Below are 18,484 nucleotides of genomic sequence, written 5' to 3'. Positions count from 1 at the left end.
CTTATAGATAGAAACTATTAAATATATTCACCAACGTCGTGTAACCAGTATAGTTACTCGTATGTACGAGTGTCAATTAAAAAAACCTTACATTTTTGTAAGATAACCATGTTAATTATGTAGCAAGTAATTATTATATAATGTGAATAATTACTCGGTATAATAAAATAGTAATCTTATATTTTAAACAAATATTAATTATCTTGGTAGGCAAATAACTTATAACAGCCACCTTTTTGGCTATGCTTTGGAATCCTACTTTACTCTTCAATTCTCCGTATTAAAAGTTTGTTGATGAAATGTAATAACAACTGTACGATTATACAACGTATTCACCTCAATTAAATCAGTTAAATATTGAGGAAGAGTCGGTTTATCTTTAAAATCATTATGTATTAAGTCCTTTCACAGTGACAATACGCATATTCCTAGTATTTTTCTGATCGCAATACTACAAAGTAAGACCTAGCCCCTTCCTTTTGTACAAATTTTTGATTTACTAAAATTAATTGTAACTTTTCCTCTGTCCGAAACGATTCCATACAAAATAAAAGGGAAATACATATACACTATGTATCTCCCTTTTATTTTGTACCCAAATTTTTTATTGCGTTACGGTCATAACCTGTCCACTACGATCGACCATAATTTTCATTTTACCGTCTTGTGCGTTATATAACCCTAGCTTATGCAGATCTTGTTTGCACTCTTTTACGAAGTAAGGCAATGTGCGAATTTGATCGATATCCGAGCTCGTCATGAAATGAATTAAATGATGCGTCATTTCTTTAATATCATGAACGAGCTCTGCCTTCTCTCGTTTTAATCTTTCATTTTCAGCTCGTAATGAATGTAATTCGCCTTCAAGACCACGTGCATTCTTTTCATCTTTTGAACGCTCTGCTGCCATACTGGAAAGCTTATAGATTCCCTCCATGAACTGATGCAATTCGTGTTCTTTCTTGTCACTACATTGACTAATTGTTTCAAAGTTATCCACGATGCCAGATATAACTGTTACGAGGCTTTTTTCATCATCTTCATTTCGAACGTCTTCAATTACTTCCTGCTTACTTTCTTGTTTTGTCTCAGCAATTGTCTCTTTTACAGGTGCATATTTACGTTTTCGCCCCGGCTTTTGTTTTTCAATATTTTCAAACGGGATTTCTTGTTTTTTTAATTTATAATACGTATTTTGTAATTGACTTTCCGTTTTTCGAAAAAGATTCAATTCATTTTTACTAACATATTTTGAAATATTTGCGATGTTTAAGCCATGACGTTGACAAAATTGATACACTTCATACAATAATTCTAGTTCAGACTTCAACCAAGTAATCGCTGATTTTTCATATTCTCGCATACCGCCATTTTTTTCTATATCTATTTGAAATAATACCATTCTATTATATAAATCGATTAGCTCTTCATACCCGATTTGGAATTGTTTCTCTATTTTTTTAAATTCCGCCTCTAATTTCATATCGTTCGTTTTATTATTTGACATGTTTTGTAAAAGACTTAATACATTGATTGCTGTGTGGTGATACATAATATGTGTCACTCCCCCTCATCCTTTCACAATTCTCATCTGACTCCCATGTCTTTTAAGAAAATAGAAATTTCCACATATCCATATTATAACATTTCGAAATTGTCTGTCAAATAATTAACATACAAAAAGGTATAAAAAGTATCGAAATAAAAAATGATTTTTAACAAAAATTAAAAATTAAAAAATAGCTAAGCAAAATATTATATCAGAAAAATTCTACTTAATTATATTATATGGTATTCCTAATATATTTTCACCGAAAAAGTTTGCGTCACCACGAAATCTTATAGATGAAATAATTGAACATCATGTAAGAAAACCCTCACCTTTATAGTAAAGGTGAGGGTTTTACACAACGCTAACTAATTAACCGAAAGAATGACCATTATTACCACGGTGGCTACAGAAAAACAAAAATATCTCAGAAACACTCAACCTTTCTGTCTTTATACACATGGCTGGCTCCTCTCTTCCAACTAAAAGAAGCTTTATAGTACTAACTTATCAACTAGCCCGATTAACTCTTGAATATCAGGCTTACTCACTTGAGCATTCGCTCCAACTGCCTCACCTTTATGGAACAACTCATTTGTAATTAATGAAGAGAAAATAATGACTGGTAATTGATTCATTACTTCACTATCTTTAATTACTTTCGTTAAATGGTGTCCATCCATTTTCGGCATTTCAATATCTGTAATAAGCAGGTGAATATGTTCATACATTTTTTCACCTTGCTCTTTTGCTAGTTTTTCAATTTGTGCTAACGCTTCAGCACCATTACTGAAGAAGTTCATTTTTGTATATCCAGCTGATGATAATGTTTCTTCTAATATTTGGCGAAGCATCGCTGAATCTTCCGCAATATAAATCACCTTTTCAGCTCGATCTGTTTTTTGCTCTAATCCTGCAAGTGATTTATTGTCATAGCCAGTACCGCTAATTTCACATACAATTTTTTCATAATCTAATAGTAAAATGATTTTCCCATCTAGTTTTACAATACCAGATGTCGTTTCTTCTAGTCCCATAGATAATGAAGCTGGTTCATCAATTTGTTCCCATGAAATACGTTGAATACGATGCACTTCATCAACACGGAAAATAACTTTCATTTGATTTAATTCTGAAATGATAAATTTCGTTTGATCAAGTGGTTTTATAGATTTTAAATTAAGAGCCGTTGCTAAGTTAATAACAGGCAAAATTTCACCACGTACTTGAACAACACCTTCAACTGCATGATGAGCTTCTGGCACAGTTGTAACAGGGAATGGATTAATAATTTCACGCACTTTCATTACATTAATACTAAATAAATTTTCACCAACAGTGTACGTTACGATTTCTAATTCGTTTGTTCCGCTTTCTAATAAAATACTTTGTGCTTGTGACATAAAGGTGTCGCTCCCCTTCCATTAATTCCGTATATCTAATTATTAAGCTTTATTAAAACCGAAAAGTCAACTACCTATATGAAAAATATAGATAGTTGAGTGATTCTCACAGTTTTAAAGTAGAAATACTACCGGTAAAACTTAATCTTGTATAAACGAAGCAAGTGCCTCTAGTAACACTTCTTGTGCTCCTACAATTTCTGTGGGCATCGCTTCCCATTTTTTTGAAAGCTCTGTTTCCACTCTCATTCTTAGCTCTGGCCCCATTTCACCTAGCACATATTCTTTCGTCGCTATATCAACATCGATAAGCGAAAGAGCGTATAGTTCAGGATCATTTATTTTCTCAAATAATTTCTTCAGTACACTAGGCGCCATATGCTTTAATTTTTCAATGTGAATTTCCTTATCAGAAAATAGTAACTCATATTGAATATACGTAACATTTTCTTTAATAACTTTAAAATAGCAATTATTTTTTTTATCATTTACAAAATAACCGTTCGGATCTGCAATAATACTCTCTACTTGACGTATTAAATTAGGTAAACTACTCGCCGCCATTACAGTACGTTGCTCAACCTCACTTGGCGAAATGAATGTAACGCGATACTTATTCTGCGCCATCCTCCTCACCTCTCCTTTTATATAAACTTAGTCTAATTGTACAATATCTTAATTAATCTAAATCTATTTCAAATCAATGCTTCTAGACTCGGATAAATCCTCTCTCCCAAAAGTGAAGAGACACCACCTAAACACTTGGCTTTTGGCCTCTTCAACTACCTTAGAACCAATCCATACCTCTCGTCTTACAATGTACGAGCCGCTCATAGGCAACTGACCGCTACTACACTCAGCTAGGTCCTCGCCCCACTTCAACTAACCTAGAACCACTCCATATCTCTGTTCTCACAATGCGCGAGCCACTCATAGGCACTAACCGCTACTACACATCGCTAGGACATCTCTCAAAACCTAAAAGAAAGCTTTTAAGCCCCTTTCAACAACTCAATGTTATTGAACCAAAAAGCAAGCTGCTGATTTGTAATATCCGGCAACATAACGAAAAACTCACGGCACTTCATCTCATCTTTAAACAGTTGATACTTCCAAACACCACTACTACCAATACTTACGAAGTAAAACTCGTGTATACGGCCAATGATTGCTTGTTTTTCACCAAACGAATATGGAGGCACTTGTTTGATTTCAAATTGATCTGGTAAATATACATGCTCTTCTCGTTCTATTTTTAACATTTGCTCAGCAAGCTCACGTTTATTTTCAAAAAAAGGCAATTGTAAAATTCGCTCTTGTCTTGTCATACGAATATAAAACCCTTTCTACTATGTTACAATTTTTCTTTACGATTTATTATCGAATTAAGTTCACAACTTCATTTAATACTTCATCTGAAATTTTGATTACTTTCGCATTTCCTTGGAATCCACGTTGGTATAACATTAAATCAACGAATTCTACAGATAAATCTACGTTTGCACCTTCTTGTGCACTACCGCGTACTTTTCCTGCACCATTTTGACCAGATACACCCATTGCTAAAATACCCGTTGTATTTGTCGCTGTATAGTTACCATTACCAGTTTTCATTAAGCCGCCTTCGTTCGGGAACATTGCAACAGCTAATTGACCCGCAGCTTTCATACTTCCATCAGAATATTTCACCATCAAATATCCACCGTCAGCAATAAAGCAATCTTTAACAGTCGCTGCTGCTCTACCATCTACGTTTGTTACTGCTAATGTTTTTTCTGTCGGATGGTTTGTTAGTTTACTAAAATCTAAATTTACTGTGCCGCCATTAAATGGAATAGATGCCCCAGGATTTTGCTGATTTGGCTTTCCTACCGCATCAAACGTCATATCACCACCTGCGCCTTGAACCTCATTAAACGTTGTTTCTTTCTTCGAGTCGTTACGCATATGTACTGTATATTTATAATTATGTTCACTAGTTTGTGTAAACTCCACGCGCATTGTCCATGTATTACCGGCATCATCGTATACAGGCAATTCTTGCGTAATTTGTTTTGCATCGGCTGGAATATTCCCTCCAACAACTCCTTTTGATGTTCGAATACCACCGATTGCTGATCCCATTGGAATTTGCAATGGTCCCGGGATACCAGATAAGTCAACATTACCAGTTGATGGATCTGCTGGATAAGCGAATACATATTGACCTTCTGTATTCGTAACATAGTAATCTGAAGATATTGCAAATGTCCCTTTACGTGTAAATTCCATATTTCCAGCTTTTGAATCACCTACAACGAAGAAACCATTACCTTCCATTGCTGCTTGTGTTTTACCACCTGTTAACGTAATTGTACCATCGCTATAATCCGTAACCGTTCCACTCATTTTTACACCGTTACCGATACTTTTAGGGTTCGTCCCTGCGTATCTATCATCACCTTTTGCACCAATTGAATTGTTGTATAATAAATCATCAAACATTGCTTTTTGTTTTTTATAACCAACTGTTTGTGCATTGGCAATATTATTTGAAGTTACACTTAATGCATTTTGTGTTGCATTCATCCCTGTAATACTTGTATATAACGCTTTAATCATAATGTATGTACACTCCTTATGAATTTGTAGTTTTTACTTCTTCAGTTACTTTTTGATCGTCGTTCTTTGCATCTTCTGGATTCGTTTCTCCAATCGGTTTATCAGACACCCTCTCAACAAAGCGAAGGGATACAATCTTATTATCAATAACGAGCTGTACATCATTATTTTCCGCAAGGCGAACTGTCTCAACTTGACCAGTTACTTTTTTACCGTCACCGTCGATCCCTCTTACGTATTTCCCTAAAAACTTCATTCCGCCATCAAGCGCTGTCGAATACATCGTCGTTCTTAAAGAATCAACTGCTTTTGTCATATTTTGCACTTGTTCCATAAGAGATAACTGCGCTGTTTGGTTCATCATTTGATTCATATCCATCGCATTAAATGGATCTTGGTGCTGGAAACTCGATAAAAACAATTTTAGGAAATCATCTTTCCCCATTACCCCAGGAGTCTTTTGCTCTCCTGCTGAAACTCCATTTGCTTGTTGAACTGGCGATTGTACACCGTTAACAGGTACATTACTTTTTTGCGCTCCTGCTTGTAACGGAATATGATTTGTACTCGTTGTATTTAATCCAACTGTTGGCACGCTTTATTCCTCCAATAATCCCGCAAATTCTTTTGATTGTTGTTTCTCATGTTTCGTATTTGCTAATTTTTGTTTTTGCCTTTGCTCTTGTTCTCGCTGTTCTTTACGTTGTTCATCTTTTTCTGAATAACTTATTTGAATATTAATTTCTTTTTCTTTTAATTTCAGCTTCAATTCGTCAAAAATTATTTCAACACGCTTTTTCGCATCGTGTTTTTCCATTTCTACATGGACTTCAATTTGATCTCCATGCTTTTTCATAAATACAGTTAATGAACCAAGTTTCTCTGGATTTAGCTGGAATAAAACACGTTCTTGTTTCACTACAAACTTTTGCAGAGCCTCTACTTGTGCTTCCATTTTCTTGCTTAAGTCAGGTAATGTAACCTTTTCAGCTCCACTATTTTGTTTTCCTATTTGATCAGTCCCCGTTGCCTTATTTAATAATTCAGCTCCGGCCGAACTTGAATCGTTTAATTGATCGACTTCTGGTAACTCTAACTTCACATCATCGCTTTCAGCTTTCTGGAGTTCTACTTCCTTAGACTCCTCTTGTTTCTTTGCGATATTACAAGTTTCTGATTCTACGACTTTTAATACTTGCAACGTTTGCTCTGGCATCGTCACCTTGTCTAGCGCCATTTGCATTGTATCTTCTAAACATATGGCATTTTTAATATTCATATTAGAAAAAAGCTCTTGTAATTGCTGTAATTCAGCTGCGGGCAATTCATTCATTTTAATATTTCCGTATTCTTTATATAACGCCTGTATTTTTTGTATGTATTGATATAACAATTCTGGCTGCACACGCAATTGCTCAATTGCAACCATCTGCTCAGATACAGCTAACAATAACTGTTCTGTCTCTTTCTTTTCTTCTTTCTTTACAATCGGCTCTTCTTTCGTTACCGTTTTTTTTGCGAGAATATATTCTTTCTTCTCTTCTTCTGGTGCTTCTTCTCGTTTCGTTTTCTCCGTTTTCGGCTGTTTTTTATTTTCAATTCTCATTGTATTATCGAATGAAGAATTTTCATTTTTCGATTGTACTTCTAGCCCTTTTTCTTTTTGCGGAGGTAAACTTTGCTGCACCGGTAATACAAACTGTATCACTACATCCACCTCATCCGTTCATACACATTTTTAAATCAAGAAGCATTTTTTCTTCCAGCTTTTCTTTTACTTTCACAAGCTTCTTACAATCTTCTTCATACATTTCATCAATGACACGTTCTTTTTCTTTTATTTGCTCTAAAAAGCTTTCGTTTTTTTGAATAAAACCTTCTGTTTTTTTAATTTTTCGATTCCATTCTTCTATTCTTTCAGGTGAAAATGTATGTGATGAAAGCATACCAGCCATAATACGTTGTCCCGTTTGTACAACCTTATTGCGTGATTTCACAACATATAGATCATATTCTTTTTTTTGTTCTATTTTTCTTTTTTCAGCTGTTAGTTCGTACACTTCTTTCAAGATATGTTCTTTCTCTTGATTAATCTGCAATTTAATCGTGTCGTACTGCTGCTTATCCACCCGTTTTCATAGCCCCTTCCTATTATAACGTTACCTTTTTCTATTATATAGTTTTTTTACAAAAAAATCTGTGAAATATTAAAATCAAAAAAATAAGACCTCAAAGGGCGAGATCTTATACAATATGGTGCATCGCTTGGACAATATCTTCAAACTGAAAACTATCCGTTCGACCTTGTTTTAAAAACGTATTTATAGCTTCTACTTTATTTTTACATTCAAAAATATAAGCATTTTCTTCATTCTCTTGAATTGTTCCAAGTTTAAAATACAATTCATTCTCTTTATAAATAGATAAAATTTTTCTCATTTCATTTGCAAGTTGCCAATGATTCGGCGATACGATTTCTTCCATAATCCTACTTACCGAATCTAATACCGAAATGGCAGGGTAATGACTAAGAGTTGCGAGCTCACGTTTTAATACAATATGTCCATCTAAAATACCACGAGCTAAATCTGGTACAGGACCATTTAAATCATCACCATCAACTAACACTGTATAAATACCTGTTATTGACCCTTTTTTCGTTTTTCCTGATCGTTCTAATAACTTTTTCATATAACTTTCCATTAACAGTGTTTTACCACCGATCGGTAATTCCTTTACCGCAATATCAACACTTCGGCGTGCATCAGCAAAACGAGTAACAGAATCCATCATAAGTAATACGTTATTACCTTGGTCACGGAAATATTCAGCAATAGATGTTGCAAGCTTAGCCGCACGAAGTTGCATAAGGTGACTTTCATCTGACGTTGCTACAACAACGACACTTTTTTTCATACCTTCTTCGCCTAATTCTTTTCGAATAAAGTCTTTTACTTCTCGGCCACGTTCTCCTACTAAACTAATAACGTTAATATCAGCTTTTGCGTTTTTCGCAACCATTCCAAGCAAGGTAGATTTACCAACACCCGATCCTGCGAAAATACCAATCTTTTGACCAATCCCAATCGTTAACATGGAATCAATCGATTTAATTCCCGTTTCAAATACATCTGTAATTTCTTCACGCTCAAATGCATGAATCGGCGGTGCATCTAATTTTATTTTTTGTAGTGGAATGTTTTCAGTGCTCTCATTTAACACTTCACCATTCGCACTTAACACTTTCCCAAGTAAATGATTACCACGAGGTACAACAACATCTTCTTCAATTAATGTAACTGCATCTCCGTAACATACTTTTTCTGTCTGTCCAAATGGAAGTAGCATATTATTTTCTTTTTCAATCGCAATTACTTCACATAAGACACTATGTTCTCCAACGAGACAAACATCTCCAATCTTTGCTTTCGGACCTTTCGCTACAAAAAACTGCTCCTGTACACTATGAACTTTGCCAACTTTCGTATAAAACGGTCTTTCAATAAATGTATTCCATTTATTATGTTCATTCATTAGCTCGTTGTTCATACATTTTGCTCCTCAAATAACTTCTCTTCTTCCCACTTATGACGAAGCTTCGCAAATATAGGCGCAAATTTAAACTCAAAAAACTCTTTCTCTTCTTCCAGAACAAATTCGCCAAACTGTAAAGAAAAATCATACTTCCATTCTACTAATTGTAGTAGCCAATACTCTTTCGTATTTTCTTTCTCTTCTTGTATACGTTCAAATGTTTCTGGATGAACCGTTATAATTAATTTTTCAAATGAAGTAGGCAATGTTTGCACGATGCCTGTTAAAATCGGCAAAACGTCTAATAAGCGCGAATCTACCGCTTGATTCACTACTTTTTCTGCTAACTGAAAAGATTGATTCCATAATAACTCTGTCCATTCGTATGCTGTTTCTTGTTGTTCTTTTTGAAACTGTATACGCGCTGCTTCCATCTGTTCCATTTGTTCATGAATATGCATTTGAAACTGTTCTTTATCTTGCAACAACTGCTGACGCTCTCGTTCTAGCATTTGCTGCTGCTGCCTTAGCTGATTCATTTCAATATGTAATGCATCTTGCTGTGCAAGAAGTTCTGCATGATCCACTTGTATCTCTTCTTCAATGTGAACTGATACTGGTTTCGGAAATTGTAATTCATACGTTTCTTCAGAAAAAGAAACAGAATTCTTCGGAATTCTGTTTTTAAATAAGGACATCATCTTCACCTCTTTGAACGATAATTCTTCCTTCTTTTTCTAACTTTTTCACCGTACCTGTAATCGTTTGTTGTGCTTTTTCAGCATCCGTCATCTTAAGCGGTCCTAAGCCATCTAACTCTTCAAGAATCATCTCTCTACGGTTTGAAGACATACATGTAAATAGTTTCTCTTTAATTTCTTCTTTTGCAATTTTAAGTGCTTTCGCGATAACACCGTTATCTGTAATTTCCTCTAATACACGGCGAAGCGCAAGATCCTCAAGACCAAGTAAGTCTTCAAAGACAAACATATTTTCTTTAATTTTCTCAGATAACGCATAATCGACTTCATCCAGCTTTTGAAAGACTGTTTTTTCAACACCTCGTGAAACATTATTTAAAATGTTCACTATTGTTTTCAATCCATCTGTTTTATTAATAGCACTAAATGCCATATTATTTAATTTTGCTTTTAATAACTCACCAATTTGATTAATTAATTCACCATCTACTTGTTCAAGCTTTGCAATACCCATTACCGTCTCTACACGTTTATGATCTGGTAATCTCTCAATTAATTGAGAAGCAAGTTGCGGTTTAATATAAGAAGCAATAATCGCTATCGTTTGTGGCGATTCATCATTAAGCACTGTAAGAAGTGGCTCTAAATCTGTAAGTGAATTTAAGAATTCAAATGGATTATCTTTGTTATACCAAAGGTCTTCCAATAATTTTTCCAACTCGTCTTCTGGCATATTTTTAAATATACGACGAATGTATTCTTTATCTGGAGTTACTAAATTCAACTCTTTTACATTTAGTTCGTACAAAAACTCCCCTAGTACATTTTCTAACGTTTCTGGTTTATATACACGAAACTTCGCGATTTCGCGAAGTAACACTTCTTTTTCCTCAGCCGTCATATATTCAATGACTTTTGCTGCCACCTCTTCGTTTAATGTACGAATGAGGATGGCAGCTTTCTCTTTGGAGGAGATTTCATCTAACATTGTTTTTCCTCCCTTACTGTCCGTTTAACCATTTTTTAATTACTTTTGCAGTACCTTCTACATGCTCTTTCGTAGCTTCCTGCACTTGATCATCTAATGTAGGTTCTGATGGTTCTACCAGTTCTGGTTCTAACTTTGGCTCTGGTACTATTTTTTCTTCAGGAATTTCCAGGATACTTTCACTACTAGCAGCAATTTCTTCTTCTGCTAAGTATTCTTCATATTCCTCTTCTTCTCTCTTTTTCTTACGTCTTGCTAAGAAGAACCATACTAGGCCAATTATTGCTAGCAAGCCAGCTGTAATTCCACCGAATAACCACCAGTTCATACCACTTTTTTCTGGCTCTTTCTCTTTTTCAACTTTCGGCTGGTCGAACTGAACAGTTACAACGTTAACTTGACCGTTTGTAAAGTTTCCATTCGGATCAGCTTGAAGCCCAGCTGCTGTGCCAATCGCTTCTTTAAATGTTGTCATATCAATTTTTCGTTTTACTAACGTATCGTTATCTACCCATACAACAACATTTGTTTTTGTTAATTCCGGATGTTTCTTAATTGTTTCAACTGTTTTATCTATTTCATAGTTTTCAATTTTGTTACCATTTTTATTATCGTAGACAACTTTACCGTTTTGATTATTGTTCGTACCGTAGTTCGGCACTTCACCGTTCGCTGTAATACCCGCACCTTGCTTCGTATCTGCTCCTTCTTGCGCAGTAGAACTTTCCTCTTGCTCTTGTTTACTGCGAAGTACACCTTTATCGCCATATTTTTCTGACTGACGTGTAACTTCATCGTAGTTTACAGACACTTTCGTATTCACTTTATATTCATTTGATTTAAACATCGTCATTAACGTTGCGTCAATATCTTGCTTTAATTTACCTTCAATTTGATGCTGCATCTCTACTTCTTTTTCATAAGAAGAGGAACTGTTAGAATGCGCTTCATCTGTTCCTTTTGAGATGATACCTTTTTTACTATCAATAACACTTACTTCTTCTGCTTTCACGCCAGGAACTGCCGCACTAATCATTTGCTGTATACCAGCAACTTGATCAGCTGTTAATAATTGTCCACGCTTCACACCAACAGTTATCGCCGCTGTTCCTTTTGCTTTTTCTTCATCAAAAATTGTTTCTTTTTCAGGTAATGTAATTTGCACATTTGCCGTTTCAACTGTCGCGAAGTTTCGTACAATATCTTGCTCCAATTGCTTTTTCGTGCCGACAATCTGCTTCATTTTCTTATCTTGTTCACTTGAACCGAGTGAGCTTTCTAATAGAATTTCCTCACCGCTTTTTGAATTAAACGGCAAGCCCATTCCATTCATTTCTTTTCGAACCCATGGAGCATCGTTCTTTTGCACTCGAATCGAACCATCGGCTGCTAATTGGTAATCAACACCTAGCTTCGATAATTCTGCTGTAATCTCTTGCTTATCTGTATCATTTAAATTTTGATATACAACAACATATTTATCTGGCAAGGTGAAGTATAAAAGTGCTCCTGTTGCAATCGCTAAAAGCGCAGCACCAATCACTAACTTATGCCACGTTTTCAACGATTGGAAAACATTTTTTATCTTTTCCATTTAAATACACCCGTCCATTTTCCTAAATTTGCATATTAATTAGTGACTTATAATTTTCAATAAGATTATCGCGTACGAGAGCAGCTGTTTTCATTTGTGATTCAGCTTTCTTCTGCTGAATTAAAACGTCATGCGTTTCTCCTACCCCTTTTGTCAGTAAATCATATACTGCTGTTTGGGCATTATTTTGCGTTTGATTCATATCTTCCAATAAATCAATAAACTTTTTGCCTTCAACTACAGATGTTTCTGAAGTTTTCTGTGTGCCAATCGGCTGAATCGCTCCAAATGGCTGTGTATTTAACATTGGTTGAATTTTCATATTTCCCCTCTTCCCTCTTATCCTCGGCCGATTTCTAAATCTTTATCGAGCATTTTTTTGTTCGCATTTAATACGCTTGTATTTGCTTCATACATTTTTTGAGCAACCATTACATTCGTCATCTCAGCTGTCACATCAATGTTCGGATAACGTACATATCCTTCTTCATTTGCATGCGGATGCGTCGGATCATACACAAGATTTTCATTTCGATCCGTTTCAATACTTTTTATTTTCACTCCGTTAGTAGGAGCTCCATCTAGCATGCTTGCAAAACTATTATTTGATTCCAACACCACACTTCGGCGGTGATACGGCTCTGCGCCCGGTGCTCCCGTCGTATTTGCATTTACGATATTGTTAGAAGTAACTTCCATCCATTTTCTCGCTGTAGTTAGCCCTGAGCCACTTGCATTAATTGCCTGAAACATCGTTGTCTCCCCTTTTACTATTAACGTCCACGTGCTGCTTGGTTAATAGCGTATTGTGTATTAATTGCATTAATTGAAACACCGTATAATTGGTTTGTTTTCATTAAATCTAGCATTTCTGTCGTTACATCAACACTGTTTCCATCTTTATTCGTTTGCATTGATTTCGTTTGAATCTTTGCGTATGTATTTTTCGTATTTGCTGTCGGTAAGTGCATTACATTCGTTTGATATAAATCTGGATTACTCTTTAAATCCGCAGCATTTTTTTTATATAATGCACTGCTCATATTCATTTGCTCAGCAAATGTTACATCTTGTGCTTTATAGCCAGGTGTATTCGCATTTGCAATATTACTAGAAACGGTATTTCGCTTCGTTACTAAATAGTTCATATAATGACTTACATCACTAACTAAATCTGGCATATTCCACACCCTTCCTTTTCCATCATGCTCGTTTAGCGCATGATTATCCACTGATGGAAGTTTCACTTTATTATTCATTTTCCTATATGTATTTATTTATTAAAATATTATCTATTTTGTACCCTTACATATTTTATTCCATTTTCCCATTGTTGTCTTTAGAAAAATACAAAAATATAAAAAAGAATATAAAAAACTGTATACGCGTAGTAATCCATGTACCATTTTGATATATAAACAATAAAAAAAGAACTTCCATACACTTCTCTCCATAAAATAAAGACATCTTATTTTTCATTGCTTGGATTATTACCATTCTTTTTATTACAGTCATAAAGTGAAACCTCAATCAGCGGAACGCCTTATTCAAACAATGGAATGGAACCCCTTTTAAAAGGAGTATCCATTTCCATACTTTCCTATTAAAATTTACCGTAAAACGAATTCGCTTTCATTCGTCCATCATTTGTCATAATCATTTCTTCCAAAATCTTTTGCTTATCTCGAATATGCTGTGCTGCCTTAATTATTAATGGACTCACTTCCGCTGCAACATCTGCTCGCGTCTTTTCATCCAAGGTCATCATCCAGCGATTTAACATAGCACTTTTCTCAGCAAATTCTTCATCTGACACTTGCAATTCACCGATTTCATTAAAACAGCCGACAAACGCTCGATAAATATCATTGTTCATTTTCGAGTGCTCCGCGGTAACCGTCTATTAAATCTTGTAACACTTGTACAATCGCATCCATGTCTTTTGCTTCACGCGTTACTTTCATCGTCTGAATTTGAATGCTAATCCAATCGTATAAACCGAATAGACTATCATATAAATCTTTAGTAATCTCAGGATTTAATTGAAGCTTTAACTCTTCAAAAATACGTTCTAATTTTTCAAGAAGCGCATCTCCTTCTTGTAGTTTAAAAGTATTTAAAAGCTCTTCTAAATTACGAAACTCAACGATACATCTTTCATAAATAAAAATTGTATTTTTAATTGGATTACTTGTCATAATATCATTTTGCATATAGCGTTGCCATGCTTGCATACGATCACTTCCTCAACTTTCATTAATCATCACTTTTTTGTTTTGTCATTGCTTTAATTGTTTTTAGTTGGCTATCTAGCTCCGCTAATGTACTTTCTAGCTTTTGATACTTCTTCACAATCTCATCTTGTTTTTGCAGATTTTGTGTTTCAATATCTTTAATCTTTTTATCTAAATCACTTACACGTGAATCGATGTTTTTTACACGCTCTCCGACTACACCTTTATCACCAAATAGTTTATCAAGTGGTTCTTCCATCATCTTCCCTAAACCGTTAGAACCAAAGAAAAATTGCTTCGCTGCATCCGGCTTGTCTTTTAACGCTTTTGTTAATTGTTCATCATTAACTTCCATCGTCCCGTCTTGCTTTAATTGGATACCAAATGAGAATAAATAATTACCGTCTTGAGAAAATGTCACGACATTATTCATCGCTTGACGTACACTTTGCATAATGGCTTGACCTTGGAAAGCTCCACCTTTCCCAGCAAAGATATCTACTGTAGAAACAGCTTTATTATAATCCGCCACCATCTTTTTAATAACATTCGATGCATCTGTTACGTTTGAGTCACTTACTGTAAACTTCAGATCTATACCTTTTGCTTTTGGATCTGTTGTTGTACCTGCATCTGGTGTCCCTTCTGCTTTCGGCTCAGTTACTTTTAACAATTCAATTTTCACGCCCGGAAGAGCTTCAATTGTATTGGTAAAACTTTCAGTTTCAATACCATTAATACTATATTTGGCATTTTGCGCTTCATTAATTGTATTGACTGCTGTCCCATCCGCCTTAGCTAAACCAATATCTTGAAACAGTGTAGATGTGTTCCCCTTAAAATTAATTTCTCCATCTGTTCCTTCTTTTTTCGAGGACATAAAGATTTTATCTCCAAGTGTATAAGCCGATACACCATAATCTCCGTCATTAATTTTGTTAATTAAATCTTTATATGTCATATCAGTTGTTACTTTTAGTTCTTTACCGCCTAGTTGTAATGTTTCATCTTTAGGAAGCTTCGCATTTATATCAGCAATCTTATTAGAGGCTATTTGATGACGTTGTGCAAGCTGTGTAATCGTCATATTAAAAGTTCCTGCAATCGCTCCACCATCAGCTTTTACATTAATATAACCGTCTTGTGATGTTGTTACCTTTTTCTCATTTCCTTTAAAAGATGCTAAGTTTTTAAAAGTCTGTGTAAAAGAACTAAATTCTGATTTTAAACTTGTATATAATAGTTTATCGTTTGAAAGATCACTCTTTTCTTTCGTATACGGTGCTTTTCTCATATCTAACGCTTGCATTTCTAATTCTACAAAGTTAGAAGTATCGATCATATTATTTCCGAGGTTCCAAATCTGTTGTCTACCACCAATACCTGTTAACGTCCCTGCCATATTTCTCACTCCTTATTGTTTACATATAATCTAAAATGCTCGTTTTACTCATCGTACTAACTGCTTTAAGCGTTGCTTCATACGTTGCATTAATATACGCTAGGTCAGAAATTGCTACCGCTAAATCAACATCTTCAATTTCTTTACGATTTTCTTGAAGCGCTAAATTTTGCTCGCTTAAAATTGTTTTAAACGTTTCCATCGTGTTCATAGTTGAACCCACTTCAGTTGTACGGTTAATGACGCTATCTAAGTTTTTCTTATTTTCTCCTAATAACGGTTGCAAAGCTTTTTGATCACCGTTATTCAGTGCTTCACTCATCTGTTTTAACGTTTTTATAACTGGGGATAATAATTCTTCTCCGTTACGAAATGCTTTTAATTGATAACCGTCATTTAGTTGCCAGTTCACATCATTTTTTCCACCTTGATACGTACCATCTTCTGTAAATGGAGCTTGTTCAGCACTATCCCCACCGAAAATATAACGGCCTTGCTCTTTCGTATTCGCTAAATATACAACTTGTTTTAAAATTTGATCAATCTCTGCACCGATTGCCTTCAATTCTTTTTCACTATTCGTCCCATTTAGCGCTTGTACTGTTAATTGATCCGCTCTTGTTAAAGATTTAAAAACACCTTGTAATGTATTTTCAGTTTGTGTTAATACATTTTTCGAATCCGCTAAATCTTTTTGCATTTGTTCAATATTTGCTAACGAATGCTGAATCGCAAATGATTTACTTGCCGCAAGTGGGTCTTCGCTCATAAAAAGATTTTTCTTACCTGAAGTTACTTGATTTCGATGATATTGCTGTTGCACATTCAAATCCATCATCTGATTCTTTGCCCAATTTGCATTTTGAAACGTAGATACTCTCATCTTTACCTTCTCCTTTATCTATATTTGAATTGGTGCGGGGAAGCAACCACAACTATATACGGCTCTCCTCTTCCCTCATAAAAAAGACTTTTCGTTTTCATTTAATTTATATAGGGGAGGACACTTGCTAAACATGGCTATTCTCCCCCTTAACTTCCCATTCAACCATCTCATATCTCTGGTCTAACATGGCTTGGTCCACTAAAAGGCTCTGTCCGCTTCTACCCTGCGCCGGACCCTCTCTTCCATCATAAAAAAAGCTTTTTCGATCCTTCTACATGTTATCTAATAATCGAAAACAAACTATCAAACACTTCATTCATCGTCGTAATAGCTTTAGAGTTTGCGACAAAATATTTTTGGAAAGCCATTAAATTAACCATTTCTTCTTCCATATTTACGCCTTCAATACTCATTTTTTCTTGTTGAATACCTTCTAATAAATCTTTATGAATATTTTGATAAGCATTCACTGCACTTTTATCAGAAGCTACACCAACTATAAATTGGTCTAATGCTTGTTTATAAGAAAGACCTTCTTTATAATCTCCCTCTGTAATTCCTGCTAGTTTATTTGCTGTTTCAGCAGAGATTTTCATTTTCGAAACATCTTTTGCGAATTCAGGGTTTAACTGAATATCTTTCGCATGATCTCCAACGAAGAAATCTTTTCCCATCACTGTATTCACTTGACCTTTTACAGAACTCATTAATTCTTCAAGGTTTTTCTTATAACTAGCAATCTTCGCTTTCGTATCTATCGCTGATTGAATTGCTCCACCATTTAAAGGAATATCCGATCCATAAATCGCAACAGACATTGGTTCTTTTTCTTTATTTAATTGAAGTGGATATGTATCTTGTCCATTTACTGTTAAAACACCGTTCATTCTAACACTCGCGATATTAGGATTCATAGATTCATAAGATACTTCAATATTGGCATACTTAGACATCTCTGTAACGATGCGATCACGTTCGTCTAATAGTTGATTAGGTACTTGTGTCCCTGCTTGTCCAATTTTTTTATTCGCCTCTGCTAAACTAGCACCAAGACGATTAAATTCATTCACATGTGCTTCAATATCTTCTGTCGTCTGTGCTTCTGCTGTATCTAAGTTTTTTGCAAGACGATTTATTTGACTTGTGAACTTCCCAGTTTCAGAAACTAATGTATCGTAATAGTTTGGTTGTTCTGGATTTTTTGCAACTTCACGAAAAGCATTGAAGAATCCATCCATTAAACTAGATAATGAATTTTTCCCTGTCGTTCCTACCATAGACTCTACTCGCGATAAAGTAGAATTCATATATGCGTAGTAAGAGAACTGTGACAACTGATCATTAAATTGCTTCGTTTTCACTTCATCTGTAATACGGTCAACTCCTAATGTTTGTACACCATAACCGATTCTCTGTTCAGGCGTATGACCGTTACTTGCTCCAACAGATCCGTAATTTACCATTTGACGAACATAACCCGGCGTATGAATGTTAGATAAGTTTTGTTTTGTCGTTTGTAATCCCATTTGGGCCGCTAGCATACCAGATAACGGCGTATTATAATCAGATAATCTCATAATGCTTCACTTCTC

At 35.0% G+C, this 18,484-nt stretch carries 20 protein-coding genes and 1 pseudogene; all 21 read right to left on the bottom strand.

The genetic code is table 11. The features are described 5' to 3' along the window. Positions 1-279: 279 nt before the first annotated feature. A pseudogene (locus ABH959_RS01345) lies at positions 280-521 on the bottom strand (Ger(x)C family spore germination protein); the annotation flags it as partial. Between the two features lie 83 nt (positions 522-604). After that, complete coding sequence (locus ABH959_RS01340; protein ID WP_404492324.1) at positions 605-1,552, bottom strand: DNA-binding domain-containing protein; 948 nt, start codon at positions 1,550-1,552, stop codon at positions 605-607. Positions 1,553-2,043: 491 nt separating this feature from the next. After that, positions 2,044-2,952: a chemotaxis protein gene (locus ABH959_RS01335; RefSeq protein WP_002126599.1), complete on the bottom strand. Its 909-nt coding sequence runs from the start codon at positions 2,950-2,952 to the stop codon at positions 2,044-2,046. 141 nt (positions 2,953-3,093) lie between these two features. Next, positions 3,094-3,579, bottom strand: a complete 486-nt coding sequence (locus ABH959_RS01330; RefSeq protein WP_012260675.1) for a hypothetical protein — start codon at positions 3,577-3,579, stop codon at positions 3,094-3,096. 365 nt (positions 3,580-3,944) lie between these two features. Continuing rightward, complete coding sequence (locus ABH959_RS01325) at positions 3,945-4,280, bottom strand: DUF3964 family protein (protein ID WP_404492185.1); 336 nt, start codon at positions 4,278-4,280, stop codon at positions 3,945-3,947. 49 nt (positions 4,281-4,329) lie between these two features. Further along, positions 4,330-5,553, bottom strand: a complete 1,224-nt coding sequence (locus tag ABH959_RS01320) for a flagellar hook protein FlgE (RefSeq protein ID WP_098636170.1) — start codon at positions 5,551-5,553, stop codon at positions 4,330-4,332. A gap of 16 nt (positions 5,554-5,569) precedes the next feature. Beyond that, a complete protein-coding gene (locus tag ABH959_RS01315; protein ID WP_193664241.1) occupies positions 5,570-6,148 on the bottom strand; it encodes a flagellar hook capping FlgD N-terminal domain-containing protein in 579 nt (192 codons plus the stop codon). Between the two features lie 3 nt (positions 6,149-6,151). Continuing rightward, complete coding sequence (locus tag ABH959_RS01310) at positions 6,152-7,261, bottom strand: flagellar hook-length control protein FliK (RefSeq protein WP_404492184.1); 1,110 nt, start codon at positions 7,259-7,261, stop codon at positions 6,152-6,154. 10 nt (positions 7,262-7,271) lie between these two features. Then, positions 7,272-7,682 (bottom strand): cytoplasmic protein, encoded by a 411-nt coding sequence (locus ABH959_RS01305; protein WP_404492183.1) that lies wholly within the window; start codon positions 7,680-7,682, stop codon positions 7,272-7,274. Between the two features lie 115 nt (positions 7,683-7,797). After that, positions 7,798-9,102 carry a flagellar protein export ATPase FliI gene (gene fliI / locus ABH959_RS01300; protein WP_404492182.1) on the bottom strand — a complete coding sequence of 435 codons (1,305 nt, stop codon included), beginning with the start codon at positions 9,100-9,102 and terminating at the stop codon, positions 7,798-7,800. Next, a complete protein-coding gene (locus ABH959_RS01295; RefSeq protein WP_033706611.1) occupies positions 9,099-9,785 on the bottom strand; it encodes a FliH/SctL family protein in 687 nt (228 codons plus the stop codon). Before ABH959_RS01295 ends, fliI begins: the two co-directional genes overlap by 4 nt. Continuing rightward, positions 9,772-10,776 carry a flagellar motor switch protein FliG gene (fliG, locus tag ABH959_RS01290; protein WP_002030936.1) on the bottom strand — a complete coding sequence of 335 codons (1,005 nt, stop codon included), beginning with the start codon at positions 10,774-10,776 and terminating at the stop codon, positions 9,772-9,774. Before fliG ends, ABH959_RS01295 begins: the two co-directional genes overlap by 14 nt. A gap of 13 nt (positions 10,777-10,789) precedes the next feature. Continuing rightward, positions 10,790-12,370 carry a flagellar basal-body MS-ring/collar protein FliF gene (gene fliF / locus ABH959_RS01285; RefSeq protein ID WP_404492181.1) on the bottom strand — a complete coding sequence of 527 codons (1,581 nt, stop codon included), beginning with the start codon at positions 12,368-12,370 and terminating at the stop codon, positions 10,790-10,792. A 22-nt stretch (positions 12,371-12,392) separates the two neighbouring features. Continuing rightward, on the bottom strand, positions 12,393-12,692 hold the full coding sequence (gene fliE / locus ABH959_RS01280) for a flagellar hook-basal body complex protein FliE (protein WP_002064631.1): 300 nt from the start codon (positions 12,690-12,692) through the stop codon (positions 12,393-12,395). 17 nt (positions 12,693-12,709) lie between these two features. Beyond that, positions 12,710-13,123: a flagellar basal body rod protein FlgC gene (gene flgC, locus ABH959_RS01275; RefSeq protein ID WP_002030933.1), complete on the bottom strand. Its 414-nt coding sequence runs from the start codon at positions 13,121-13,123 to the stop codon at positions 12,710-12,712. A gap of 20 nt (positions 13,124-13,143) precedes the next feature. Further along, positions 13,144-13,629, bottom strand: a complete 486-nt coding sequence (flgB, locus tag ABH959_RS01270; protein ID WP_078184231.1) for a flagellar basal body rod protein FlgB — start codon at positions 13,627-13,629, stop codon at positions 13,144-13,146. Between the two features lie 344 nt (positions 13,630-13,973). After that, a complete protein-coding gene (locus ABH959_RS01265) occupies positions 13,974-14,246 on the bottom strand; it encodes a hypothetical protein (protein ID WP_002126578.1) in 273 nt (90 codons plus the stop codon). After that, positions 14,236-14,604 carry a flagellar export chaperone FliS gene (locus tag ABH959_RS01260; RefSeq protein WP_002012050.1) on the bottom strand — a complete coding sequence of 123 codons (369 nt, stop codon included), beginning with the start codon at positions 14,602-14,604 and terminating at the stop codon, positions 14,236-14,238. The genes ABH959_RS01265 and ABH959_RS01260 overlap by 11 nt, the downstream gene beginning before the upstream one ends. Positions 14,605-14,626: 22 nt before the next feature. Next, the gene (locus tag ABH959_RS01255; protein ID WP_404492180.1) at positions 14,627-16,006 is read right to left on the bottom strand and encodes a flagellar hook-associated protein 2; all 1,380 of its coding nucleotides are present in this window, start codon (positions 16,004-16,006) and stop codon (positions 14,627-14,629) included. Positions 16,007-16,025: 19 nt separating this feature from the next. After that, complete coding sequence (locus tag ABH959_RS01250; RefSeq protein WP_002030927.1) at positions 16,026-16,889, bottom strand: flagellar hook-associated protein 3; 864 nt, start codon at positions 16,887-16,889, stop codon at positions 16,026-16,028. A 281-nt stretch (positions 16,890-17,170) separates the two neighbouring features. Next, complete coding sequence (flgK, locus tag ABH959_RS01245; protein WP_002086500.1) at positions 17,171-18,469, bottom strand: flagellar hook-associated protein FlgK; 1,299 nt, start codon at positions 18,467-18,469, stop codon at positions 17,171-17,173. Positions 18,470-18,484 lie beyond the last annotated feature (15 nt).

The organism is Bacillus sp. RC51 (assembly GCF_044908115.1).
GTDB classification, from domain to species: domain Bacteria; phylum Bacillota; class Bacilli; order Bacillales; family Bacillaceae_G; genus Bacillus_A; species Bacillus_A mycoides.
Note: the sequence above shows the minus strand (reverse complement) of the source record. Positions and strands in the feature narration are given on the sequence as shown.

Excerpts from the sequence above, each read along its gene's own strand:
- ABH959_RS01265 (WP_002126578.1), bottom strand. The coding sequence starts at position 14,246 with ATGAACAATGATATTTATCGAGCGTTTGTCGGCTGTTTTAATGAAATC.
- fliG (WP_002030936.1), bottom strand. The coding sequence starts at position 10,776 with ATGTTAGATGAAATCTCCTCCAAAGAGAAAGCTGCCATCCTCATTCGT.
- flgK (WP_002086500.1), bottom strand. The coding sequence starts at position 18,469 with ATGAGATTATCTGATTATAATACGCCGTTATCTGGTATGCTAGCGGCC.
- ABH959_RS01250 (WP_002030927.1), bottom strand. The coding sequence starts at position 16,889 with ATGAGAGTATCTACGTTTCAAAATGCAAATTGGGCAAAGAATCAGATG.
- ABH959_RS01330 (WP_012260675.1), bottom strand. The coding sequence starts at position 3,579 with ATGGCGCAGAATAAGTATCGCGTTACATTCATTTCGCCAAGTGAGGTT.
- fliF (WP_404492181.1), bottom strand. The coding sequence starts at position 12,370 with ATGGAAAAGATAAAAAATGTTTTCCAATCGTTGAAAACGTGGCATAAG.
- ABH959_RS01260 (WP_002012050.1), bottom strand. The coding sequence starts at position 14,604 with ATGCAAGCATGGCAACGCTATATGCAAAATGATATTATGACAAGTAAT.
- ABH959_RS01335 (WP_002126599.1), bottom strand. The coding sequence starts at position 2,952 with ATGTCACAAGCACAAAGTATTTTATTAGAAAGCGGAACAAACGAATTA.
- flgC (WP_002030933.1), bottom strand. The coding sequence starts at position 13,123 with ATGTTTCAGGCAATTAATGCAAGTGGCTCAGGGCTAACTACAGCGAGA.
- fliE (WP_002064631.1), bottom strand. The coding sequence starts at position 12,692 with ATGAAAATTCAACCAATGTTAAATACACAGCCATTTGGAGCGATTCAG.
- ABH959_RS01325 (WP_404492185.1), bottom strand. The coding sequence starts at position 4,280 with ATGACAAGACAAGAGCGAATTTTACAATTGCCTTTTTTTGAAAATAAA.
- fliI (WP_404492182.1), bottom strand. The coding sequence starts at position 9,102 with ATGAACAACGAGCTAATGAATGAACATAATAAATGGAATACATTTATT.
- flgB (WP_078184231.1), bottom strand. The coding sequence starts at position 13,629 with ATGAATAATAAAGTGAAACTTCCATCAGTGGATAATCATGCGCTAAAC.
- ABH959_RS01320 (WP_098636170.1), bottom strand. The coding sequence starts at position 5,553 with ATGATTAAAGCGTTATATACAAGTATTACAGGGATGAATGCAACACAA.
- ABH959_RS01295 (WP_033706611.1), bottom strand. The coding sequence starts at position 9,785 with ATGTCCTTATTTAAAAACAGAATTCCGAAGAATTCTGTTTCTTTTTCT.
- ABH959_RS01255 (WP_404492180.1), bottom strand. The coding sequence starts at position 16,006 with ATGGCAGGGACGTTAACAGGTATTGGTGGTAGACAACAGATTTGGAAC.
- ABH959_RS01340 (WP_404492324.1), bottom strand. The coding sequence starts at position 1,552 with ATGTATCACCACACAGCAATCAATGTATTAAGTCTTTTACAAAACATG.